The sequence below is a fragment of the Polynucleobacter sp. HIN7 genome (genome assembly GCF_030297595.1).
Classification (GTDB): Bacteria; Pseudomonadota; Gammaproteobacteria; order Burkholderiales; family Burkholderiaceae; genus Polynucleobacter.
The window spans coordinates 424,550-445,530 of record NZ_AP028138.1; the positions used below are offsets into that span (position 1 = coordinate 424,550).

General features: G+C 47.7%; 24 protein-coding genes and 1 other RNA gene. 12 read left to right on the forward strand and 13 right to left on the reverse strand.

What is annotated here, in order from left to right:
- Positions 1-13: 13 nt before the first annotated feature.
- Together QUE64_RS02180 and QUE64_RS02185 are read right to left on the reverse strand one after the other, a co-directional pair.
- The gene (locus QUE64_RS02180; protein WP_353506773.1) at positions 14-934 is read right to left on the reverse strand and encodes a dihydrodipicolinate synthase family protein; all 921 of its coding nucleotides are present in this window, start codon (positions 932-934) and stop codon (positions 14-16) included.
- A 12-nt stretch (positions 935-946) separates the two neighbouring features.
- Positions 947-1,876: a 2-hydroxyacid dehydrogenase gene (locus tag QUE64_RS02185; protein ID WP_286225730.1), complete on the reverse strand. Its 930-nt coding sequence runs from the start codon at positions 1,874-1,876 to the stop codon at positions 947-949.
- Between the two features lie 72 nt (positions 1,877-1,948).
- Between QUE64_RS02185 and QUE64_RS02190 the strand changes: the two genes are divergently transcribed.
- From QUE64_RS02190 to QUE64_RS02200, 3 genes are read left to right on the forward strand one after another with little or no spacing between them, the layout of a single operon-like run.
- The gene (locus QUE64_RS02190) at positions 1,949-3,733 is read left to right on the forward strand and encodes an IlvD/Edd family dehydratase (RefSeq protein WP_286225731.1); all 1,785 of its coding nucleotides are present in this window, start codon (positions 1,949-1,951) and stop codon (positions 3,731-3,733) included.
- A gap of 1 nt (position 3,734) precedes the next feature.
- The gene (locus tag QUE64_RS02195; RefSeq protein ID WP_286225732.1) at positions 3,735-4,676 is read left to right on the forward strand and encodes a 3-hydroxyacyl-CoA dehydrogenase family protein; all 942 of its coding nucleotides are present in this window, start codon (positions 3,735-3,737) and stop codon (positions 4,674-4,676) included.
- Between the two features lies 1 nt (position 4,677).
- Positions 4,678-5,331 (forward strand): cytochrome b/b6 domain-containing protein, encoded by a 654-nt coding sequence (locus tag QUE64_RS02200; protein WP_286225733.1) that lies wholly within the window; start codon positions 4,678-4,680, stop codon positions 5,329-5,331.
- Positions 5,332-5,363: 32 nt separating this feature from the next.
- Here the strand turns inward: QUE64_RS02200 and QUE64_RS02205 are convergent, their stop codons facing one another.
- Together QUE64_RS02205 and QUE64_RS02210 are read right to left on the reverse strand one after the other, a co-directional pair.
- Positions 5,364-5,825, reverse strand: coding sequence for a c-type cytochrome (locus QUE64_RS02205; RefSeq protein ID WP_286225734.1), 462 nt, complete (start codon positions 5,823-5,825; stop codon positions 5,364-5,366).
- Between the two features lie 87 nt (positions 5,826-5,912).
- Positions 5,913-6,581, reverse strand: coding sequence for a site-2 protease family protein (locus QUE64_RS02210; protein WP_286225735.1), 669 nt, complete (start codon positions 6,579-6,581; stop codon positions 5,913-5,915).
- Between the two features lie 243 nt (positions 6,582-6,824).
- On the opposite strand from QUE64_RS02210, the gene QUE64_RS02215 reads away from it, so the two are divergent.
- The 3 genes from QUE64_RS02215 to crcB are packed head-to-tail and all read left to right on the forward strand — an operon-like array spanning position 6,825 to position 8,588.
- On the forward strand, positions 6,825-6,962 hold the full coding sequence (locus QUE64_RS02215) for a hypothetical protein (RefSeq protein ID WP_199908516.1): 138 nt from the start codon (positions 6,825-6,827) through the stop codon (positions 6,960-6,962).
- A gap of 45 nt (positions 6,963-7,007) precedes the next feature.
- The gene (cfa, locus tag QUE64_RS02220; protein WP_286225736.1) at positions 7,008-8,177 is read left to right on the forward strand and encodes a cyclopropane fatty acyl phospholipid synthase; all 1,170 of its coding nucleotides are present in this window, start codon (positions 7,008-7,010) and stop codon (positions 8,175-8,177) included.
- Between the two features lie 24 nt (positions 8,178-8,201).
- Entirely contained in the window at positions 8,202-8,588 is a 387-nt protein-coding gene (gene crcB / locus QUE64_RS02225) for a fluoride efflux transporter CrcB (RefSeq protein WP_286224162.1), read from the forward strand.
- Here crcB and QUE64_RS02230 read toward each other — a convergent pair.
- The 3 genes from QUE64_RS02230 to QUE64_RS02240 are packed head-to-tail and all read right to left on the reverse strand — an operon-like array spanning position 8,581 to position 10,616.
- On the reverse strand, positions 8,581-9,105 hold the full coding sequence (locus QUE64_RS02230; protein WP_286224164.1) for a chromate transporter: 525 nt from the start codon (positions 9,103-9,105) through the stop codon (positions 8,581-8,583). The genes crcB and QUE64_RS02230 overlap by 8 nt on opposite strands.
- On the reverse strand, positions 9,102-9,632 hold the full coding sequence (locus QUE64_RS02235; protein ID WP_286225737.1) for a chromate transporter: 531 nt from the start codon (positions 9,630-9,632) through the stop codon (positions 9,102-9,104). The genes QUE64_RS02230 and QUE64_RS02235 overlap by 4 nt, the downstream gene beginning before the upstream one ends.
- 3 nt (positions 9,633-9,635) lie before the next feature.
- A complete protein-coding gene (locus tag QUE64_RS02240; RefSeq protein ID WP_286225738.1) occupies positions 9,636-10,616 on the reverse strand; it encodes a D-2-hydroxyacid dehydrogenase family protein in 981 nt (326 codons plus the stop codon).
- 68 nt (positions 10,617-10,684) lie between these two features.
- Between QUE64_RS02240 and QUE64_RS02245 the strand changes: the two genes are divergently transcribed.
- Positions 10,685-10,987 (forward strand): antibiotic biosynthesis monooxygenase family protein, encoded by a 303-nt coding sequence (locus QUE64_RS02245; RefSeq protein ID WP_286225739.1) that lies wholly within the window; start codon positions 10,685-10,687, stop codon positions 10,985-10,987.
- A gap of 6 nt (positions 10,988-10,993) precedes the next feature.
- Here the strand turns inward: QUE64_RS02245 and QUE64_RS02250 are convergent, their stop codons facing one another.
- Positions 10,994-11,788 (reverse strand): sulfurtransferase, encoded by a 795-nt coding sequence (locus QUE64_RS02250; RefSeq protein WP_286225740.1) that lies wholly within the window; start codon positions 11,786-11,788, stop codon positions 10,994-10,996.
- A 62-nt stretch (positions 11,789-11,850) separates the two neighbouring features.
- On the opposite strand from QUE64_RS02250, the gene QUE64_RS02255 reads away from it, so the two are divergent.
- Genes QUE64_RS02255 through QUE64_RS02265 form a run of 3 tightly spaced genes read left to right on the forward strand, consistent with a single transcriptional unit; the run spans position 11,851 to position 14,631 of the window.
- On the forward strand, positions 11,851-12,408 hold the full coding sequence (locus QUE64_RS02255; protein ID WP_286225741.1) for a carboxymuconolactone decarboxylase family protein: 558 nt from the start codon (positions 11,851-11,853) through the stop codon (positions 12,406-12,408).
- A 3-nt stretch (positions 12,409-12,411) separates the two neighbouring features.
- The gene (locus QUE64_RS02260) at positions 12,412-13,269 is read left to right on the forward strand and encodes a pirin family protein (RefSeq protein ID WP_286225742.1); all 858 of its coding nucleotides are present in this window, start codon (positions 12,412-12,414) and stop codon (positions 13,267-13,269) included.
- 9 nt (positions 13,270-13,278) lie between these two features.
- Entirely contained in the window at positions 13,279-14,631 is a 1,353-nt protein-coding gene (locus tag QUE64_RS02265) for an NAD(P)H-dependent oxidoreductase (protein ID WP_286225743.1), read from the forward strand.
- On the opposite strand, the gene QUE64_RS02270 is transcribed toward QUE64_RS02265, so the two are convergent.
- On the reverse strand, positions 14,609-15,187 hold the full coding sequence (locus QUE64_RS02270; protein WP_286225744.1) for a hypothetical protein: 579 nt from the start codon (positions 15,185-15,187) through the stop codon (positions 14,609-14,611). The two genes, QUE64_RS02265 and QUE64_RS02270, sit on opposite strands and share 23 nt — an antisense overlap.
- 86 nt (positions 15,188-15,273) lie before the next feature.
- Here QUE64_RS02270 and QUE64_RS02275 point away from each other — a divergent pair, with 86 nt between their 5' ends.
- Complete coding sequence (locus QUE64_RS02275) at positions 15,274-15,624, forward strand: hypothetical protein (protein WP_286225745.1); 351 nt, start codon at positions 15,274-15,276, stop codon at positions 15,622-15,624.
- A gap of 35 nt (positions 15,625-15,659) precedes the next feature.
- On the opposite strand, the gene ssrA is transcribed toward QUE64_RS02275, so the two are convergent.
- The 4 genes from ssrA to ompA all read right to left on the reverse strand — a co-directional run bounded on the left by ssrA (position 15,660) and on the right by ompA (position 18,142).
- Positions 15,660-16,018, reverse strand: a transfer-messenger RNA (tmRNA) gene (gene ssrA / locus QUE64_RS02280).
- A gap of 56 nt (positions 16,019-16,074) precedes the next feature.
- On the reverse strand, positions 16,075-16,743 hold the full coding sequence (locus tag QUE64_RS02285; protein ID WP_286225746.1) for an HAD family hydrolase: 669 nt from the start codon (positions 16,741-16,743) through the stop codon (positions 16,075-16,077).
- Entirely contained in the window at positions 16,743-17,441 is a 699-nt protein-coding gene (ubiG, locus tag QUE64_RS02290; RefSeq protein ID WP_458574691.1) for a bifunctional 2-polyprenyl-6-hydroxyphenol methylase/3-demethylubiquinol 3-O-methyltransferase UbiG, read from the reverse strand. The genes QUE64_RS02285 and ubiG overlap by 1 nt, the downstream gene beginning before the upstream one ends.
- A 92-nt stretch (positions 17,442-17,533) precedes the next feature.
- Positions 17,534-18,142 carry an outer membrane protein OmpA gene (gene ompA, locus QUE64_RS02295; RefSeq protein ID WP_286225748.1) on the reverse strand — a complete coding sequence of 203 codons (609 nt, stop codon included), beginning with the start codon at positions 18,140-18,142 and terminating at the stop codon, positions 17,534-17,536.
- A 146-nt stretch (positions 18,143-18,288) separates the two neighbouring features.
- Between ompA and gyrA the strand changes: the two genes are divergently transcribed.
- Positions 18,289-20,970, forward strand: a complete 2,682-nt coding sequence (gyrA, locus tag QUE64_RS02300; protein ID WP_286225749.1) for a DNA gyrase subunit A — start codon at positions 18,289-18,291, stop codon at positions 20,968-20,970.
- Positions 20,971-20,981 lie beyond the last annotated feature (11 nt).

Genomic DNA, 20,981 nt, shown 5'->3' on the forward strand with positions numbered 1-20,981 from the left:
CAATTTAATCGTCTTAAAGCCCTTCCATCTGGAAGTTAATTTTTTGAAGTTCGTGAACCAGTCTGTTTTGCTGCTCTGCATCGAGGGATAGCAGAGGGGGTCTCACGCGAAGCCAATCAGGATCACCGCTATAGTGAGCGACCGCTGCCTTCATGCCAGGAATCATCGGGAACTGGGCAAAAATGGCCCGTACTGCCGATAGGGACTCTTGGAGGGCATCTGCCCCTGATTCTTGCCAGCGGGCTGCTAGTTGGGCAATTGCTTTTGGATTGACATTCGCGGTGGCTGAGATGCAACCCACGCCCCCAGCTTTTAGGGTGCGCAGTAAAAATACCTCACTACCTGCATAGACCCGAAATCCTGAGCCCCCCAACGCTTTAATCACAGATTCGGTATATGGCCAATCTCCCGAACTATCTTTCATCCCGATGACAGTATTGGGATAAGCCTTCACCAAGCGCTCCAACAGGGGAATACTCAGACCAATTTTGGTGACCGGAGGGATGTTGTAGACATAGATTTTTAAGTTTGCATCAGCCACTTTTTCAATGACTTCAGCATAAAACGCAAATAAGCCATCGTCAGCGACGTCTTTATAATAAAAGGGCGGGAGCATCAATACTCCGGCACAACCAGCATTCACTGCGGCACGTGTCATGGCAACTGCATCATCAACCGAGCATGCACCAGTCCCTGGCATCACATTATTTGGGTTGAGTCCACCATCAATCAATTCCTCTAGCACCATGATCTTTTGGCGTGCGGACATGGAATTGGCTTCAGAGTTCGTTCCAAAGACCGCTTGACCTACTCCATGACTTTGTAGCCATTGACATTGTCGCAGGAGTTTTTTGGAATTCGGACCACCATCGGCATTAAATGGGGTTAGAACCGGTGACAGGACTGATGAAAAACTTGAGGGGTGAACGGGCATCACAATCTCCAATTACAAGACAATAGGGGTTGGTAGAGGGCGCTGATTAAAAAAAGCATCAAGATTATCAATCGCAAGATTCGTCATCGCTTGACGAGTCTCCTGGGTCGCGCTGCCAATGTGGGGTGTTAGTAAGACATTGGGGAGCTCTAAAAATCGTGGATCAGGATTGGGTTCGTTTTCAAATACATCCAAGGCAGCTCCAGCAATCTTCCCGCCATGAAGTGCGGCCAATAAATCGGACTCGTTGATGACAGTGCCACGGGCGACATTAATCAAGTAGGACGAGGGACCTAAAGCCTCAAGCACCTCCCGATGAATCATGCGCTCGGTTTCTTTGCCGCCGGGGCAGCACAGAATCAAGATATCACTCATTCTTGCTAGCTCAATTAATGAGGAAATGTATGGATAGGACAGGTGCTTGTCATGTGGGCCATGGTAGGCAATCTTTACCTTAAAAGGCACTAGTCGCGCTGCGAGCTCTTGACCAATTCGTCCCATGCCTACGATCCCGATTGTTTTACCTGCCAAGGAAGTTGTAAACGGAAAGGCCCCTTTACTCCAATTTTTATGAATTACAAACTCATGCGCCTTCGGAATTTGTCGCAGTAGGGCAAACAACATGCCGATCGTGAGTTCGCACACTGCATCGTTGAGTACCCCTGGCGTGTTCGATGCCATGATCCCTTTTTGCCTTAAATAATCGAGCGGAAGATTGTCATATCCAACGCCACAGCAGGCAATCATTTCGACCCGGGGCAATTGATCTAAAAGAGCGGGTGTGATTGGATAGCTGGGTCTTGTCAAAATCGCCTGAACATCCTGTTGTGGAATGGGACCCTGAGGGTCAGGCATCATCACTGGTGTTAGGCGACGTAAGACCTCATCTTGCATGATTTCAGGGAAAAATCCCACTTGTAATACGCTATTGACTGGAATCATGTCTCGTTTCTATTTTTATTGGAATAATGTGACATTGTAAGTCGATATTTTTAACATTTTGGATACCACCCATTGAGCACTAATAACGATCCTAAAGCTGCATCGAACAGCACACCCCAAACAGGAATTCGCAAGGGCCTCACTCGCTACGGCGATACTGAATTTTCTCTATTTATGCGCAAAGCCTTTATCAAGGCGATGGGATTTAGTGACAGCGCTCTTGATCGACCCATTATTGGAATCACGAACACCTACAGTGACTTCAACCCTTGCCATGGCAATGTGCCGCAAATGATTGAGGCGATTAAGCGTGGTGTGATGCAGGCGGGTGGGATGCCGATGGTATTTCCAACCATCTCCATTCACGAGTCGTTTGCATTTCCAACCAGCATGTATTTGCGCAATTTGATGGCGCTTGATACCGAAGAGATGATGCGCTCGCAACCGGTGGATGCCGTGGTGCTGGTCGGTGGTTGCGATAAAACCATCCCCGCTCAATTAATGGCTGCGGCTAGTCTTGATGTGCCAGTGTTATCAATTCCAACGGGCCCTATGCTGACCACCTTGCATCAGGGCGATCGTTTAGGAGCTTGCACCGATTGCCGTCGATATTGGGGAAAGTTTCGGGCTGGGGAAATTGACCAAGCAGAAATTGATGAGATCAATGGCAAATTAGCTCCAACGACCGGTACTTGTATGGTAATGGGAACCGCCAGCACCATCGCCTGCATGGTTGAGACCGCTGGTTTGAGTTTGCCTGGCACAGCAGCAGCTCCAGCAGTCACTGCAGAACGCTTTCGTTTATCGGAGCTCACCGGTCGCAGAGCGGTTGAGCTTGGCAAAACAGCTGGTGAAGGTAAATTCTCACCACGAACCATCTTAAGTACCGAAGCGTTGACGAATGCGCTTGTTGTCTTGCATGCAATCGGGGGCTCAACCAATGCCTTGATTCATTTCACGGCGATCGCAGCACGTCTGGGAATCAAACTGGATTTGGAGCGCTTTGACCGCTTGGGCCGAAATATACCGGTCCTGGTTGATTTAAAGCCCAGTGGTTCGCACTACATGGAGCACTTATACGAAGACGGTGGTTTGATGGGTGTCTTGCGAGAGCTAAAACCCCACTTGTACCTCGATTGCTTAACAGTATCTGGCAGAACACTGGGCGAGGAGATTGACGCAGCAAAAGTGACCAAAGCCCGTAAGGTCATTCGGATTGCGAGCGAACCAATTTACCCTGTCGGTGGCTTGGCTGTTTTGAAGGGCAATTTAGCACCACGTGGAGCAGTCATTAAGCATTCAGCAGCTAGCCCTAATTTGCTCAAACATCGCGGTCGCGCAGTAGTCTTTAAATCTTTGGAGGATTTAGCCTTGCGCGTGGACAGTCCAGATCTAGACGTCACGGCAGAAGATATCTTGGTCTTACAAAATGCTGGCCCCAAAGGTGCGCCGGGTATGCCTGAAGCTGGCTATTTACCAATTCCCAAAAAGCTGGCTCAAGCAGGGGTCAAAGACATGGTCAGGATTTCAGACGCGCGTATGAGTGGCACCGCCTTTGGCACGATTGTGTTGCATGTCACCCCAGAATCGGCCGAGAATGGACCGCTTGCCATCGTTCAGGATGGCGACATGATTACCTTGGATGTTGAAAAACGTTTATTGCAATTAGAGCTTGATGATGCAGAAATTGCGCGTCGCATCGCTGCTCTTGAGACACCAGCAAAGCGTTTGAATATTCCAGAAACAGGTTATCGTCATCTCTATCAAACGACGGTTACGCAAGCAGATGTTGGGTGTGATTTTGACTTTATGGTTCCCTCTGCACATGGCGTGGTACCACTTCTAAAGGGAAAATGAGATGCTATTTAATCCAGCCGAGACTAAAGTTTTAATCGTTGGTGGTGGAACCATGGGGGCTGATGTTGCCCTAGTCTGTGCTCGTGGAGGGTGCGCAACCCAAGTTTTTGAATCGAGCGCTGAACGTCGCGCTCTATTGCCCAATTATTTTGAAACTAAATTGCAAGAAATTGGCTATTCGCATCGATTCCACTTACTCTCTGTCGTTGATTCGCTCAATCATTTTGACTGGTCAGAAATTGACTTGGTGATTGAGTGCGTTCCAGAAAAACTCGAAGTCAAGCAGGATTTATTTGCCCAACTCGAGCAGGTGGTTAACCCTGAAACTGTTCTAGCAAGTAATAGTTCTAGCTTTCCTATTAGTGAAATTGCCAAAGGTTTAAAAAGTCCTGCTCGCATGATTGGTTTGCATTTTTTTATGCCCGCACATTTGGTTCCTTGTGTGGAGGTGATCTATGGTGAAAAAACATCACGTTTGGTAGCAGACAGTTTGAGTCGCTTAATGACCGCGTGTGGCATGATTCCCGTTACAGTCAAAAAAGATCTGCCAGGGTTTTTGGCCAATCGCTTGCAACATGCACTCTCTCGTGAAGCTTTTGATCTGATCGATGCGGGGATTGTAACCCCCGAGGATGTTGATAAAGCAGTACGTTTTGGTTTCGGGTTTCGTTACTTGGCTGCAGGCCCAGTATTACAGCGTGATCATGCTGGTGTTGAGGTTCATGCCGCGGCCGGAGCCAGTATCTACCCCTCCTTGAATAACAAAGGTGAGATTGCACAATGCCTTAAGGAAAAAGTAGATTCTGGAAATCTGGGAATGAAAACAGGCCAAGGGTTTTATTCCTGGGATGCCGAGGCGATCAAAGCAGAGCGCCAGCGGTATGATGATTTGCTTCGTGCCGGTTTGAAACTCTTACAAAAAGAACTTCCTGAAATCAAATAAAGTGAGCACGCCGGTTCGCATTTGGGATTTGCCAACGCGGCTATTTCATTGGGCTTTGGCGATCTGTATTGTGCTCGGTATTGTGTTTGTAAAAATCGGCGGTAATGCTATTCAGTGGCATGCCTATTGTGGCTATACTGCGCTGGCACTGATCTTGTTTCGCATCATTTGGGGTTTTGTGGGTTCGCAGTATGCACGGTTTGCTAATTTCATTCCCAGCCCCGCAACGCTAATTGCTTTTCTTCGGGGTCAAGTCGATGGCGGACTTGGTCATAACCCGCTCGGCGCCTTATCCGTCATCGGTTTATTACTTGTCGTTTTAATTCAGGCTCTGACAGGCCTATTTGCCGATGATGATATTTTTTTCCAGGGACCACTTGCAAAATATGTATCAAATAGTACGGTCGCACTACTCACTAGTATTCATCGCTTCAACCAATACTCAATATTTGCTTTGGTCGGACTGCATATTGCCGCAATCTCGTACTACTATTTCGTGAAACGAGAAAACTTAGTCCGACCTATGGTCACTGGCGATAAATTAATCACCTCTACTCTAAACTTACAAGAGACGGTTGATACATCCCGCCAACGCATGATGGCACTGGCAATATTTTTGTTGATTATTCTCGGCTTATATCTCCTGATTGCTTAATCAGAGAATATAGGCCGAGTTGTGGCGAATAATTACTTCTTACGGAAATCGTCGTGACAGGCTTTGCAGGTTTGACTCGTTGCCCCCAAGGCCCTTTTCAAGTTCTCCGGATTGCCTGATTGAGCGGCAGCATTTAACTCCGCTACAGCAGCTTGCATACGATCAGCAGCTGTCTTGAACTTGGCACTTTCCTTCCAAATGGCTGGTTCAGCCTTACCACCTTCTGTCCCAGGACCAAATGCTTGCCAAGGTAAGCTTGAGAGCGTACTGATAATGGCGGCATTTCGGGCCACATCCTCTTTGTTATAGGGTACCTCACCCTTCACCACTGCAGACAATCGCCCCATATGGGCGCCCATCAGAGCAAATGCGCTTTGGCGATATTTGATGGCATCCTCTGGCTTAGCAAATTGAGCCATCGCTGGCGCGGCCAAGGTAAGGGCAAGTACCGGAATGAGAGCTTTGATGGAAATGCGAAGTGATTGAGTATTCATAAATCCTCCATGAGACTGATTAGAAATAATCCTAGTTCAAGAATACTCCAATTCTGTGAAGCCCATATTTCAGGGGTGCCCAAAAAGTTAGGACCCAAAAAGCATTCTTATTGGGTAGGTGAGGCCCCGCACGATCGAAATGAAGAACTCACTTAAGGGAACCATCCACCATTGAGAAATAATTCCGGTAAACACGAGTCCCAACACAATAAAAAAGCCCCAGGGCTCTAATTTACCTAATAACAGGGCTTGGCGGTACGGTAACAAGCCTGCCAAAATGCGGCCACCGTCCAATGGGGGGAGGGGAAATAAATTAAAGACCAAGAGTCCAATGTTCCAAAAGACCCCCGCCTTAGCCATGGAGATCAAAAACGGCTCATTAATACCTGACCCTTGAAGCAAAATCCAAGCAATAGCCCAAGCGATCGCCTGAAAAAAATTAGAACCAGGCCCAGCGAGTGCGACCCAAATCATATCGATTCGAGGATTGCGCAAGTGATCAAAGCGTACTGGAACCGGTTTAGCATAACCAACCAAGAAGGGGGAGTTTGCCAAAATCAGTGCAATCGGGATTAAAACAGTGCCAATCGGATCAATATGTTTTAGGGGGTTAAGTGTGACACGACCAAGCAAGAAAGCAGTGTTGTCGCCAAAGCGTTTGGCTGCATAGCCATGAGCAGCCTCATGAATCGTAATGGCAAAAACCAAGGGAATCGCATTAATTGCAATAGCTTGGATAGAATAGTCAGAAATCATATTAAGATCATATCGAGAGGAGACTATTGTGACCGATGAGAAGAAACCCCTAGTTAAATCCGCCGTGAAGGCACCTAAGCTTCCAGCCCGCCCACCGGTCGGGAAGGGCCCTCAAAGTATGGGGGGCAAGCCACAACAAGGATTTGGGGGTGGTAAGGGCATGATGCGAAAAGCTGGTCGGGGCCGATAATCACCTAAAGTGTGGATAATATTGACTATATCGTTTAGATAAAGGGGCAGACCATGAACGAATGGCAAAATGAAAGCAAAGACGTCATCAACAAAAAGATGATTACCCTAATTGTGATGTTGGCAGCCGCTACCAGCCTAGCGATTTTGTTTGCCTTGGTTGCAGCCCATATGGGTTACGTATTTGGTTAAATGTCAGTGCTTCTAGCACGATGATGTAAGCCGGTATCACTTGCCATGATGTCAAGTAATTCCGCAAGTTATTCACCTCCCGGGGGTATCAAAGCCCCTGCTGCACTCCAACAAATTCTTCAGCAAGCCGGCATTGTCGTTAACGGTACTCAAGCTTGGGACATGCAAGTTCATGACCCGATGGTTTTTGATCGGATTTTACAAACATGGTCTTTGGGCCTTGGTGAGTCCTACATGGATGGGCAATGGGACTGCCAGCGTCTAGACGAGTTCTTTTATCGTTTAATGCGTGATGAATTAGATGAGAGCGTGCAGGGTTTCGCTAAAGTCCGCCTTCTTTATGAAATCGCCCGCTCCAAACTATTTAATTTGCAATCCAAAGATCGAGCCTTTCAGGTGGGTGAGCAGCACTATAACGCGGGCAATGATCTGTTTGAGGCCATGCTTGATCCACGCATGATCTACTCCTGTGCTTACTGGGCTCATGCAAAGGATTTAACCGAGGCACAAGAACATAAACTTGATTTGATTTGTAAGAAGCTCCAGTTAAAGCCAGGTGAGTCGCTATTAGAAATTGGTTGTGGTTGGGGTGGGTTGGCTAAATTCGCGGCGGAGCGCTATGGTGTGAAGGTTTTAGGTATCACCGTATCGAGCGAGCAGCGGGCCTTAGCTATCGAACGTTGCCAAGGTCTTCCAGTTGAAATTCGTTTAATTGATTATCGAGATCTTACGGGATCGTTCGATAAGATCGTTTCAGTTGGGATGTTTGAGCACGTTGGGCAAAAAAATTATGCAGAGTACTTTGATATCGCTCATCGCTTGTTAAGTGATCAAGGAATTTTTCTCTTGCACACCATCGGCAGTTACGCAACGGTTAAAAAAACGGATGCTTGGATTGATCGCTATATCTTTCCGAATGGGCATTTACCATCTTTAGTGGAGTTATCGCAAGCATTAGAGCGCCGGTTTTTGGTCGAGGATTTGCATAACTTTGGACACGACTACGACAAAACGCTGATGGCATGGTTAAGTAATTTTGAGCGCGCTTGGCCGCAGTTACAAACCCAGTATTCCAAGCGTTTTTATCGGATGTGGCGCTATTACCTGTGCTGTTGCGCTGGATTTTTCCGCTCTGGCCAAGGGCAACTATGGCAACTGGTGTTAACTAAGCGCGAACGCCAGCAAACCTATCTGGGCTATCGTCCCAGTTTCTAATCCCTCATAATCCCAGTTATGGGAATGTCTACTACTTCTGTATCCATTGCCGCCATCTTTTTTGGAGCCGGCCTCGGGGCGCTCTTACGCGCCTGGTTTAATGTTCTTGCCGAATCATTTTCTTCTACGATCCCCGCGGGAACCTTAATCGCTAATCTCCTTGGCGCCTATCTAGTAGGTATTGCTTTGGCGTATTACATGGATCAACCAACGATTTCTCCACAATGGCGACTTTTTATCATCACCGGGTTCTTGGGTGGGCTGACTACGTTCTCAAGCTTCTCGGCAGAGGTTGTGCAGTTGATGCAGCGAGATCAATTGATGCTCGCTTTAGGCCTCGCCCTCATGCATGTCTGCGGATCCTTATTACTAACTTTTCTAGGGATTTGGACTGTCCATGCTCTCAAATAAAACCAAAAAATCCCAGGATTGCACCGAGTCCAATTAGATAGAGAGGATGACGCTTACTGAGCAAGACAAACAGAATGCTAAAGATGGTTAATGCATAGGCTGCCCAATTGCCATTAATGCGAATGGCAATTTGCCAGGCAGATGAAAGCACTAAGCCAACTGCAAGGGCGCTTGCTGAGTACTCAATGGTTTTTTTCCACTGCAAATGTTGCAGTTTTGCGATCACCCGCTGTAGATAAAAAATCAAAATACACGATGGCCAGCAAACGGCTAAAGTTGCTAAGAGGGCGCCCGCTAAGCCAAAGGCATTCCAACCAATTAAGGTAACGGTTAATAGATTAGGCCCCGGTGCCGCTTGCGCAATCGCAAAGTAATGAATGAAGGTTTGAGGATCGATCCAACCCTCTTGGTTGACCGAAATGTCATATAAGGTTGGGAGGAGAGCGTTGACCCCGCCAAATGCAATTAATGAGAACAACGACAGTTTGATAAACAGTCCTAAGAGGCCGATCATCATCGCGCTTTTCTCCAAGCAACCAATAGCGCAAGCGGCAAGGTGATGGCAACGACCCAGCCAAGCGCTAACTGATAGATCGTAGCAATCACGATGCTAATCAAAATCACCATTAGCATTGGTGGGTAACTCAATTCATCTTTGAGCATCTTAAATCCTGTAGCAGCGATTAAGCCAACCCCCACCGAAGAGATGCCTCGCAAAATACCTTGCACCCGCTCAAACTCTCCGTAATGGTCGTAGAGTAAGGCCAGCAAAATCACAACGGTCATGGGAGCCAGCATCAACCCACCAACAGCGGCGAATGCTCCTCGTACGCCCCCAAAACGCTCGCCTACACACACCGCAAGGTTAACAATATTAGGACCAGGAACTAACTGACAGACTCCCAAGAGCGCATTGAACTCTTGAGAGCTGAGCCATTGTTTTTGCTCCACCAAGGTTCTCCTGGCCCACGGCAGAACGCCACCAAAGCCCGATAAACCAATGAATGTGAAAGTAATGAATAAATGAGCTGGGCTGAGCCGCATGGCTTATGAATTGGCAGGGTAGGGCATCGGTACAGGCTTGCCATTGAGCCAGGCATTAAGCGTATCGACAAGACCTTGGGCAAAACCCTGAAAAATAGGCTCAGCCACAAAGCCTAAATGGGGGGTCATTAGTAAATTTGGGATGCGATGCAGTTCAGAGTCTTTTGGAAGTGGTTCTTGATCAAAGACATCGAGGGCAGCCTGACCTGGTCTACCGGATTTGAGAGCCGCGATCAGATCATTGGTCACAATCAGGCTTGAGCGCGAGGTATTTACCAAGATAGAGTCTGCTCGCATCATCGCTAAGCGATCCCGATGAATGAGGCCTTTGGTGCGCTCGCTGGCAACCAAATGCAAACTCACAATTTTTGAGGTTTGAAGAAGGGTTTCTAGTGGCAAGAACTCACAACCGGCTACCTTGGCGCGTTCGTGGGTCATATTCGGACTCCAGCAAACCAATTCCATTCCAAATGCAGCGCCTACTTTGGCGACTATGCTGCCGATGCCGCCTAGTCCAATAATCCCAAGACGTTGCCCGTTAAGTATGGGCAAGACCGAGTGGGCATTACGCCATTGCCCGTCACTCATCATCTGAGACTGATCGACCACCTGCTTACTGGCAGCCAGAATGAGGGCCCAAGTTAGCTCAGCGGTAGTTTCTTTGGATGGCCCGCCACGTGTACAAGCGACCGTGACCCCTTGATTGAGGAGTGCAGCATGATCAAGTAAGCCATTACGGACCCCAGTAAAAACAAACAACTTGAGCTTTGGTAGGCGCTTGATGAGCGATGCATCAAATGGGGACCGATCACGAACTAAGGCAATGGCATGCGCATCTTGCACGGCCTGGAAGAGGGATTCACCATCAAGGGGCTCATGGAAAAATCGCACATCGGCACGCGCTTGAATCCGCGACCAATCCGCATAGCTTTGTAAGCAGCGCTCGTAGTCTCCTAAGACAGCAATAATCGGTTTGGTATGCATAGAAATTCGCAGAATCAATGAATAAATCGATGATAATTGATGTTTAACCGTGATCTTGAGGAAACAAAATGATTCTAGAAGTAGTTGATATTCGTATCGATGAAGGTAAGCAAGCTGAATTTAATGAGGCAATTTTACGAGGAGTTCGTACCACCATTGCCCCTGCAAAGGGTTTTCGGGGCTTTAAAGTTAATCACAGCATTGAGTCACCCGATCGCTACTTGCTAATGATTTATTGGGACACCCTCGAGAACCATATGGTGGATTTTCGGGGATCTCCAGCATTTACCGAGTGGCGCAGCATTGTGGGCCCATTTTTTACCCAAGCGCCTGCTGTTGAGCATTTCAATTTAGTCGGTAAGTCCGACTAGGTTCAACTAAGCTTGATTTTTCTTGGGCTTGAGTCTGCCCTGGGGCTTAGCAGCAAGGCTGGGCTCTAGAGTTTCGCGTTCATCAAAAACGAAGCAATCGCCCACATAGTGATCGCCACCAATATCTTCAAAGTATTGCAAGATCCCACCATCCAATTGATAGCTGTGCTCAAGACCACGTTCTCGCAAATATAACCCTGATTTTTCACAGCGGATTCCACCTGTACAAAAACTGACCAAAGTCTTATCACTTAGTTCCGGGAGATGCGCCTCAATTGCTTGCGGAAATTCACTGAATTTATTGATGTTGAAATGCAATGCATTCTTGAATGTTCCGTATTCCACCTCAAATCCATTGCGCGTATCAATCATCACTACAGGGCGCCCCAGATCATCTTGGCCCCGATCAAGCCATTCTTTTAATTTCTGCGGAGAGATAAACTTCGCCCGACCTTTTTCCGGGGCGATCGTCGGATGATTCATGCGAATAATCTCTTTTTTGATCTTAACTAAAAGCTTACGAAATGGTTGCGTTGCTGACCAACTGTCCTTTGTTTGAAACGATGCCAGTCGTGGATCATCTCGTAAAAAGGCCAGAAAACTCTGAATGTTGGTCTCGAGACCAGCCAGAAATAAATTAATCCCTTCTTCTGATAGCAGAATTGTTCCTTTGAGGTGAAGCTCTGAGGCAACTTGATAGAGTGATTCTTTTAGTTGATCAAGCTCGCCTAGACGGACAAACTGATAGCCAGCAATATTGAGGATGGAAAGGGCGTTTGAGCCCGGACGCTCATGATTCATGCCTGTATTATCGACCAAGTTTATCGGTACACTTATAGCACTGATACCAACCCCATCATTTAATGAAAAACGATCGTTTAATTCCCTACCAACCCCTAGATTTAGCGGAGCCCGCAGATCTGGTTGCCGAGATCCGCAAACGTCGCGGTGGCCAGCTGATTAATCTGGATCGGATGCTGTTGCATAGTGAGCCAGTAGCCCGCGGCTGGAATCATTTTATTGGTAATGTGCGCCAGCAACTCTCACTCGATCCCAAGTTACGTGAACTGGGAATGTGTGGTGTTGCAGTTCTCAATGGTGCCGAGTATGAGTTCTTCCATCATGCCCCACCTTTTCTGAAAGCGGGAGGCACACAAGCCCAAGTCGATGCAATGAGGTATTTGGGAGGTAACAACTTTGACCCTAGCTCCTTTAGCCTATTAGAGCGAGACGCTCTCGAGCTAACCTTACAAATGACCCGAGCCATTCAGGTTGATCCTGCATTGATGAAGCGCCTGCAAGAAGCCTTAGGTAATACTGCATTAGTTGAGTTGGTAACGGTGATTGCAGCGTACAACATGGTGTCACGCTTTCTGATTGCTTTAGATATTCATCCCGAAGATCAGGCTCCCAAGGCTTAAGTAATGGATCGTCAAATTATTCGGGTGGTTCCAAGTGTTGCAACCTCTGATGGGGCGGGCGTTCGCTTACGTCGCAGTTTGGGCGGTCAAGATCGGCAGCGCCTAGATCCATTTTTGATGCTCGATGAGTTTTCATCCAACGATCCAAATGATTATGTTGCTGGATTTCCACCCCATCCGCATCGCGGTTTTGAAACCGTGACCTATATGCTCGAGGGTCACATGTTGCATGAGGATCACTTGGGTAATCGTGGCCACTTAAAAAGTGGTGGCGTGCAATGGATGACGGCCGGTCGCGGAATAATTCATTCAGAAATGCCCCAGCAAGAAAGTGGTGCGATGCGCGGGTTTCAGCTTTGGATTAATTTGCCCGCTCGCGAAAAAATGAAGCCCGCAGGGTATCAAGATATTCAAGATATATCCATTCCAAGAGTTCATTTACCGAAAGGTGGATTAGTTAAGGTGATTGCTGGGGAGTGCCAGTTACCTGATGGCACTGTGATCCAGGGCCCGATTCATGGATTAAGTACCGAACCTTTATTTTTTGATATTCACCTCTTGGGTCATGAGACGTTTAGTCATCCAATACCAGTCTCGCACCATAGCTTTCTCTATGTCTACGAAGGTGATTTAGCCCTTGGTGGTCAAGTGGAGCGAGTACCACGTCAGGCGGCGCTCGTTTTGGGTGAGGGCGATCAAGTGACTATGCAATCTGGCGCTCAGGGGGCTAAAGCTATTTGGCTTGCTGCAAAACCACTCCATGAACCGATTATTCAGCATGGCCCTTTTGTCATGAATACCCAAGAAGAGATTATGCAGGCAATTGCAGACTATCAACAGAATCGACTAACTACTCCCTAAGAGCAAGCCATGAGTCTTTATCAACAACTACTCCAGCGTGCTGCTGAACAAAAACCGATTCGGATTGGACTAATTGGTGCCGGTAAATTTGGTTCGATGTATCTAGCCCAAATTCCTAGAACCCCTGGGGTGCAATTGGTCGCGGTGGCAGATTTGATGCCCGCGCTTGCTAAACAGAATTTATGTAACGTTGGCTGGGACGCAACTCAATTAGAGGCCTCATCAATTGATTCGGCGCTTCGTGAGCGTACATGCTATGTGACCGATGATTGGCAAGCGATTGTGCAGCACCCAGCGGTTGACGTTGTTGTGGAATGTACAGGTAATCCGATTGCAGCAGTTGAGCATTGTTTGCGGGCATTTTCAGAGGGTAAACACGTTGTGAATGTCACTGTGGAGGCAGATGCCTTTTGTGGACCCTTGTTAGCCAAAAAAGCGAGAGATGCGAACGTCATTTACTCCCTTGCTTTTGGCGATCAGCCGGCCTTAATCTGTGATCTGGTAGATTGGGCTCGCACCTGTGGCTTCCCAGTCGTGGCTGCTGGTAGAGGTCATCAGTGGTTGCCGCACTATGCGGATTCAACCCCAGAAACGGTCTGGAATTACTACGGTTTAACTACTGAACAGGCAAAACGGGGTGGTCTCAATCCCAAAATGTTTAATAGTTTTTTGGATGGTTCAAAACCTGCAATCGAATCCACTGCAGTCGCCAATGCGACGGGATTAGCTGTACCAAGTAACGGTCTTTTATACCCTCCAGCCAGTGTTGAAGATATTCCTGTCGTAACACGACCGATTTCAGAGGGTGGCCATTTAGAACGTAAAGGGATGGTTGAAGTGATCTCTTCTTTAGAAAAGGATGGCCGAAAAATACCCTATGACATTCGCATGGGGGTTTGGGTCACGGTTGAAGCAGAGACTGATTACATCAAGAATTGCTTTGAAGAGTACAAAGCCCATACCGATCCAAGTGGACGATATTTCACGCTGTATAAGCGCTGGCATTTAATCGGACTAGAGGTTGGTTTGTCGGTAGCCAGCGTTGCTCTCCGTAAAGAAGCAACCGGGGTGCCCTATTGTTGGAATGCCGATGTCATCGCAACCGCCAAGCGCGACCTAAATCCGGGTGATCAATTAGATGGTGAGGGTGGGTATACCGTTTGGGGGAAATTACTACCCGCTAAGAAATCGCATTCCATGGGCGGATTGCCTTTGGGCTTAGCGCATCAGATTAAAGTCATCAGACCGGTGAAAAAAGGACAAAGTCTTTGTTGGGATGATGTACTAATCGATAAAACCACCGATGCTTACAAAATTCGTATGGAAATGGAGCAATCGTTTAAGGGAGCGATTCTCTCTTAACAAATTTCTTATAAAGATCAATTCCAAATTTACAGATGGAAATAAATAACAGGGCTCCTAAAATATCGCCAATGAGCATCGCAATCGCATTGGAGAGACTACCACTCGGGATGCCCATTATTACAAACCACACTTGATGTAATCCGGTACTCAAAAGAGCAAAGACCAAAACGCTAATAGCGATTATCTGTATATTGAGGTTGCTCAAATCCGGATTAATTTTGAGATTATGAATCACGATTAGGCGGGCTAAATAGGGACTAAATCCTGAAATAAGGCCGATGCCAAGAATGCTAATCATGTCATCACCAAGATCGCGACCAAAAGTGATTAAGGTCGAGGCAATCGCAATCCCAAGTGCTCCAGACAAACCAAAAATAAGAACTAAAAATAGCCTGAGTCCTGCGGGAAGGTAAATCCAGTTGACACCAGGGGCTGCCTCTAAAAATGAGGTAAGCCAATCATTGGCATAAAAAAGAAGGCTATAAACGAGAGCGCAAGCAATGATTGTCTTTGCAGAAAGGATTGATTCCTTTGAATAATTTGCTTGGCTCATGAAAAATTGACAACGATTATTGCGATTCGAGTTTGTTTGGTATATGGTTCACATTTGTATGTTACTCACCAATTCTAATTAAATTCATGTCACACCGCTCTCTATCGTATTTACGTTTTCTCAACTGTTTGGATACTTTGGATCGGATCAATCCTGGAAAAAAATTAGATTCCATTGAGGAGCAGTTATTAAATCGGGCGATGTTAGCCTGGGATCGCCAGCAAACGATCTTGGTTGGAGACTTATTAGCTGCCCATGAGCTTGGCTCTCAGGCAACACTTCATGGACGGATCAAAAATTTGCAGGCGATGGGTTACATCAAGTTGTCAATTGATAAAGCCGATGCTCGCAAAAAGCACATCCTCCCAACGAAATTGGCTTTCAGCCACTACGAAAAGCTCTCCACGCAGATGGAGAGTGTTCTACAAACACCTTAAGTTGGCAGCTGTTTTAAACAGTTCCAACCTTAAATTGGTGGAGTCGGCGGGAATCGAACCCGCGTCCGCAAACACGCTACAACAAGTTCTACATACTTAGTCTAATTATTTAATTTAACCAAGGCAACGCGAATCGACACGCTTTGCATTAGCGATTCACTCAGTTTTCGTATCAACTCTCGTGACGCGGGCTGATCTTATCTCTTGTATATGACCCTGACGTAGCTTGCGCTACCTGACCCAAGAGAGAATCAGTTCAGGGGCAGCCGCAATCAAGCGGCTAGTGCGTAACGTTCGTCGTTAGCAGTTATTGCATTCCCATTGATTTACGAGATAACGGGTCCTCGGTATGCCCTTGATGCTTTGTAATCCACGTCGAAACCATGTCGACCCCGAATTATTTTCACACTAGGACATTTATTTTAAGTCTTTGTGGAGTAATTTGCACACCTAATTGGCAAACAGAATTTGGCGCAGATCCTGTGGGCGATGAATCAGGTAGTCTGCACCCCAGGCGTGCGGCGGCTCTTCGCACCCACAATAGCCATAGAGAGCGGCTGCTGTCTGCATCCCAGCAGCCTTACCAGACACAATGTCACGAATATCATCACCAATATAAATGGCTCTCTTTGGATCGACCTTAGCCAAGCGAGCGGCGTGCAAAATCGGTTCTGGATGGGGCTTGGAGTGGGGCGTGGTATCGCCTGAGACCACGCAATGGGCTCTTTTTAGTAAGCCCATTTGCTCCGTGAGCGGTTGGGTGAATCGTTGTTGTTTATTGGTGACAATACCCCAAGGAATTTTTTGCTCATCAAGTTCTTGTAAAAGCGCTTCCATGCCCTCATACAGTTTGCTGTGAACCAAGAGCGCTTCCTCGTAAAAGTGTAAGAAGCGATCGCGCAAGGCAATGAACTCAGGATGATCGGGATCAATTCCAAAACTTTTCTGGATTAGTCCCCGCGCTCCAGCGGATGCCATGGGTCGGAGGACCTCATAGGCCATGGGCGGACGCTGATTGGCAATCAGCAGACGATTGGCTGCTGCAACTAAATCTGGTGCGGTATCCGCGAGCGTGCCATCGAGATCAAAAAAGACCCCCTCAAATACTGGCGTGCCCATTATTGAGGCTTGCGGGTTGCCATCATGTAATTCACATCCGTATCGCTACCCAAGCGATAAATTTGTGTGATGGGGTTATAGGTCATACCCTTGAGTTGCAATACCTCTAGGCCGGCAGTCCGAGTAAATTGTGCCAGTTCAGATGGCTTAATAAATTTCCCATACTGATGAGTGCCTTTGGGGAGGAGTTGCAAAATATACTCCGCGCCAATGATTGCAAAGAGGTAGGATTTTGGATTGCGATTGAGGGTAGAAAAGAAGAGATGCCCACCAGGTTTACAGAGATTTGCACACGCTTGCACCACGGAGGCTGGATCGGGTACATGCTCAAGCATTTCCATGCAGGTGACCACGTCATATGAATGGGGCTCTTCTTTTGCTAAATCCTCCGCTGAAATCGAGCGATATCGCACGGTAGTACCGCTTTCTAATTGGTGCAATTCAGCGACCTTGAGCGCTTTGGTCGATAAATCAATACCAGTTACTGTTGCCCCTGACTTGGAGAGCGATTCAGCCAGAATACCGCCACCACATCCGACATCGAGAACTTGTTTGCCTTCTAAACTGGTGATCGATTTAATCCAATCAAGTCGCAAGGGGTTAATCGCATGCAAAGGTTTGAATTCACTGGTCGGATCCCACCAGCGATGCGCTAAGGCGCTAAATTTATCAATCTCACCTTGGTCAACATTGCTCATTGAAAATACCATTTAAAGGAATAAGTAAGACTATACAAAAAAAGCAATAAAAAAGCCCGGCGAGCCGGGCTTTTAGTGTCCAGTGGACTAAATTACTTAACAGCTTGTGTACCAACTACTTCGATTACAGCACGACGGTTCTTGGCACGGCCTTCAGCAGTTGCATTGCTAGCGACTGGATCAGCTTTACCTTTACTTTCGGTGTAAACGCGGGTTGGATCAACCTCTCCAGCATTGGTCAAAAACGCTTTAACAGCATTGGCACGACGCTGACCGAGGGCAATGTTATAAGCATCAGTACCAACACTGTCCGTGTAACCAACAACGATGACCACCTCAAGCTTCATCTTTTTGATGTCTTGAGCGAGTTTGTTCAGGGTTGCAACACCTTCCGCCTTGAGAGTCGACTTATCAAAGTCAAACAAAGTATCGGCTTGTAAAGTGATTTTCTTCTGAGTTACTTTACTTGGAGCTGGTTTTGCAGGAGCAGCAGCAGGCTTAGGGGCGAGCCAGCCGTCGCAATTTGGAGCGGCGGTTGCTGGGGTCCAGCTAGCGTCACGCCAGCAGAGTGTACCGTCACCGTTTCTCCATGGAGTGCCGGTGGAGTTTACCCAGTTATCAACATTCTTTGGCTGGGCCATGACTGAACCGGCAGAAATCGTAATCACTGCAGCAAGCATCAGTTTTAGGGTTTTGTTCATTTTTTATCCTCAAAAAACATTTAATAAATTAATGCAACCGAATCGCCTAAAAGCCCAAAAAAGCCCAAAGCGCTACAACATAAATAGTTACCAACTATCAGAATATTAGCACAGGTTATGGGCCTGTGAAATGATATTATTTCGAGATGGAACAAGCCGCTAAAGAAACTCTCCCGATATCCCTAGAAGACGAAATGCGGCGGTCCTATTTGGACTACGCCATGAGCGTAATCGTCGGCCGAGCCTTGCCAGACGTACGGGATGGCTTAAAACCCGTACACCGCCGGGTTTTGTACGCCATGTATGAATTAAACAACGATTGGAATCGGGCTTTTAAGAAATCGGCCCGTATCGTGGGTGACGTGATTGGTAAATACCATCCCCATGGCGATACCGCGGTCTATGACACGATTGTCCGCATGGCCCAGGATTTCTCGTTGCGCTATATGTTGGTCGATGGTCAGGGTAACTTCGGATCGGTCGATGGCGATAATGCCGCTGCGATGCGTTATACCGAAATTCGTCTTCGTAAGATCGCCCATGAGCTATTAGCGGATCTGGATAAAGAAACCGTTGATTTTGGCCCTAACTATGATGGCAGCGAAAAAGAACCTCTTATCCTGCCTGCAAAAGTTCCTAACCTACTCATTAACGGCTCCTCTGGTATTGCGGTGGGGATGGCCACCAATATTCCTCCCCATAATTTGGATGAGGTGATCAAGGCCTGTCTGCATGTCTTGCATCAGCCGGATTGCACGATCGATGAGCTCATTGAGATCATTCCGGCGCCTGATTTCCCAACTGCCGGAATTATTTATGGCGTTCAGGGAGTTCGTGAGGGGTATCGTACTGGGCGTGGCCGAGTTGTGATGCGCGCCAAGACCCATTTTGAGGATATGGACAAAGGCCAGCGTCAAGCCATTATTGTGGACGAGTTACCTTATCAGGTGAACAAGAAAAACCTGCTTGAGCGCATTGCCGAGTTGGTCAATGAGAAAAAAATTGAGGGCATCTCGGATTTGCGCGATGAGTCTGACAAGTCGGGAATGCGAGTCGTGATTGAGCTCAAGCGCGGTGAGGTGCCCGAAGTCGTTCTCAATAATTTATACAAGAGTACTCAGCTTCAAGATAACTTCGGTATGAATATGGTCGCCTTGGTCGACAATCAGCCAAGGCTCCTTAACCTCAAGCAAATGCTCGAGTATTTCTTAGCGCATCGACGTGAGGTGATTACTCGGCGCACCATTTTCGAGTTACGTAAAGCCCGCGAACGGGGTCATGTGCTTGAGGGTTTAGCGGTTGCCCTTGCCAATATCGATCGATTCATTGCCATCATCAAGGCAGCCGCTAATCCAGTAGTTGCCAAACAGGAGTTAATGGCGCAGGCCTGGGACTCTTCGTTAGTGCGTGAGATGCTGGCCCGTGCTGAGGGCGAGGCTCCCGGTGGTCGCAATGCCTTCCGGCCCGAGGGCCTCTTGCCAGAATATGGCATGCAAGATAGCGGACTATATCGTTTGTCGGATGATCAAGCCCAAGAAATTCTGCAAATGCGCTTGCAGCGCTTAACTGGTCTTGAACAAGACAAGATCGTGAATGAGTACAAAGAGGTGATGGATCAGATTGCTGATTTATTGGATCTGCTCGCAAAGCCTGAGCGCGTCACCAAAGTCATTGAAACTGAGTTACTTGAGGTGAAGGCAGAGTTTGGTTCAGAAGGTAGCGACTCGGGTCGTCGTTCTTATATTGAAATGAACGCCACAGAGCTGTTTACTGAAGATCTAATTACTCCAACCGATATGGTGGTCACGCTTTCGCACGCTGGATACATGAAGAGTCAGCCGTTAAGCGAATACCGGGCGCAAAAGCGTGGGGGTCGAGGTAAGCAAGCTGCGGCTACTAAAGATGAGGACTGGATCGATACTCTGTTTGTCGCCAATACCCACGATACGATTTTGTGTTTCTCTGACCGAGGTCGGATGTATTGGTTAAAAGTTTGGGAGGTTCCCCAAGGAAGTCGGACTTCGCGCGGTAAGCCAATTATCAACATGTTCCCACTGGTTGAGGGTGAAAAGATTACAGTGATTCTGCCGATTCAGGGCTATCAAGAGGATCACTATGTATTTATGGCAACTCGTCGAGGCACCGTAAAGAAAACCCGTTTATCGGATTTTTCGAATCCTCGTAAGGCCGGAATCATTGCGGTTGACTTGGATGAAGGCGACTTTTTGGTTGGAGCAGCCATTACAGACGGTAAGCATGATGTGATGTTGTTCTCCGATGCAGGCAAGGCTGTTCGTTTTGATGAGAATGACGTACGACCCATGGGTCGTACCGCGCGTGGTGTCCGCGGCATGAATTTGTCGGATGGGCAAGAAGTGATTGCGATGCTAGTCGCTCCTGCCGAAGTTGCAGAGGGGTCAGTGGAAGCAGTTGAAGATGCCGCAGCACCAAATAGTGTGTTAACTGCGACCGCGAATGGTTACGGTAAGCGCACCCCGATTGCCGAGTACACCCGGCATGGGCGCGGCACGAAGGGCATGATTGCGATTCAGACCAGCGAGCGCAATGGTAAGGTAGTTGCGGCTGCTCTGGTTTCCCCAGAAGACCAAATTATGTTGATTACTACTGGTGGAGTACTCGTTCGTACTCGGGTTTCTGAGATTCGGGAGATGGGTCGCGCCACACAAGGCGTCACTCTAATTAATGTCGATGAGGGAACCCATTTATCCGGATTGCAGCGCATCGCAGAGAGTGATTCGGATGAGGAGGGCGACGACGTAGGCGATGAGCAAGGTAACAGCGAATCCGACACAGCGCCTGATGCCTAAGCAAAGCTTCG

Excerpts from the sequence above, each read along its gene's own strand:
- ompA (WP_286225748.1), bottom strand. The coding sequence starts at position 18,142 with ATGAACAAAACCCTAAAACTGATGCTTGCTGCAGTGATTACGATTTCT.
- QUE64_RS02230 (WP_286224164.1), bottom strand. The coding sequence starts at position 9,105 with ATGATGATCGGCCTCTTAGGACTGTTTATCAAACTGTCGTTGTTCTCA.
- QUE64_RS02195 (WP_286225732.1), top strand. The coding sequence starts at position 3,735 with ATGCTATTTAATCCAGCCGAGACTAAAGTTTTAATCGTTGGTGGTGGA.
- QUE64_RS02260 (WP_286225742.1), top strand. The coding sequence starts at position 12,412 with ATGGATCGTCAAATTATTCGGGTGGTTCCAAGTGTTGCAACCTCTGAT.
- QUE64_RS02215 (WP_199908516.1), top strand. The coding sequence starts at position 6,825 with ATGAACGAATGGCAAAATGAAAGCAAAGACGTCATCAACAAAAAGATG.
- QUE64_RS02250 (WP_286225740.1), bottom strand. The coding sequence starts at position 11,788 with ATGAATCATGAGCGTCCGGGCTCAAACGCCCTTTCCATCCTCAATATT.
- QUE64_RS02235 (WP_286225737.1), bottom strand. The coding sequence starts at position 9,632 with ATGCGGCTCAGCCCAGCTCATTTATTCATTACTTTCACATTCATTGGT.
- QUE64_RS02180 (WP_353506773.1), bottom strand. The coding sequence starts at position 934 with ATGCCCGTTCACCCCTCAAGTTTTTCATCAGTCCTGTCACCGGTTCTA.
- QUE64_RS02185 (WP_286225730.1), bottom strand. The coding sequence starts at position 1,876 with ATGATTCCAGTCAATAGCGTATTACAAGTGGGATTTTTCCCTGAAATC.
- QUE64_RS02265 (WP_286225743.1), top strand. The coding sequence starts at position 13,279 with ATGAGTCTTTATCAACAACTACTCCAGCGTGCTGCTGAACAAAAACCG.
- QUE64_RS02240 (WP_286225738.1), bottom strand. The coding sequence starts at position 10,616 with ATGCATACCAAACCGATTATTGCTGTCTTAGGAGACTACGAGCGCTGC.
- QUE64_RS02275 (WP_286225745.1), top strand. The coding sequence starts at position 15,274 with ATGTCACACCGCTCTCTATCGTATTTACGTTTTCTCAACTGTTTGGAT.
- crcB (WP_286224162.1), top strand. The coding sequence starts at position 8,202 with ATGTCTACTACTTCTGTATCCATTGCCGCCATCTTTTTTGGAGCCGGC.
- QUE64_RS02270 (WP_286225744.1), bottom strand. The coding sequence starts at position 15,187 with ATGAGCCAAGCAAATTATTCAAAGGAATCAATCCTTTCTGCAAAGACA.
- cfa (WP_286225736.1), top strand. The coding sequence starts at position 7,008 with ATGATGTCAAGTAATTCCGCAAGTTATTCACCTCCCGGGGGTATCAAA.
- QUE64_RS02285 (WP_286225746.1), bottom strand. The coding sequence starts at position 16,743 with ATGGGCACGCCAGTATTTGAGGGGGTCTTTTTTGATCTCGATGGCACG.
- QUE64_RS02255 (WP_286225741.1), top strand. The coding sequence starts at position 11,851 with ATGAAAAACGATCGTTTAATTCCCTACCAACCCCTAGATTTAGCGGAG.
- gyrA (WP_286225749.1), top strand. The coding sequence starts at position 18,289 with ATGGAACAAGCCGCTAAAGAAACTCTCCCGATATCCCTAGAAGACGAA.
- QUE64_RS02210 (WP_286225735.1), bottom strand. The coding sequence starts at position 6,581 with ATGATTTCTGACTATTCTATCCAAGCTATTGCAATTAATGCGATTCCC.
- ubiG (WP_458574691.1), bottom strand. The coding sequence starts at position 17,441 with ATGAGCAATGTTGACCAAGGTGAGATTGATAAATTTAGCGCCTTAGCG.
- QUE64_RS02245 (WP_286225739.1), top strand. The coding sequence starts at position 10,685 with ATGATTCTAGAAGTAGTTGATATTCGTATCGATGAAGGTAAGCAAGCT.
- QUE64_RS02205 (WP_286225734.1), bottom strand. The coding sequence starts at position 5,825 with ATGAATACTCAATCACTTCGCATTTCCATCAAAGCTCTCATTCCGGTA.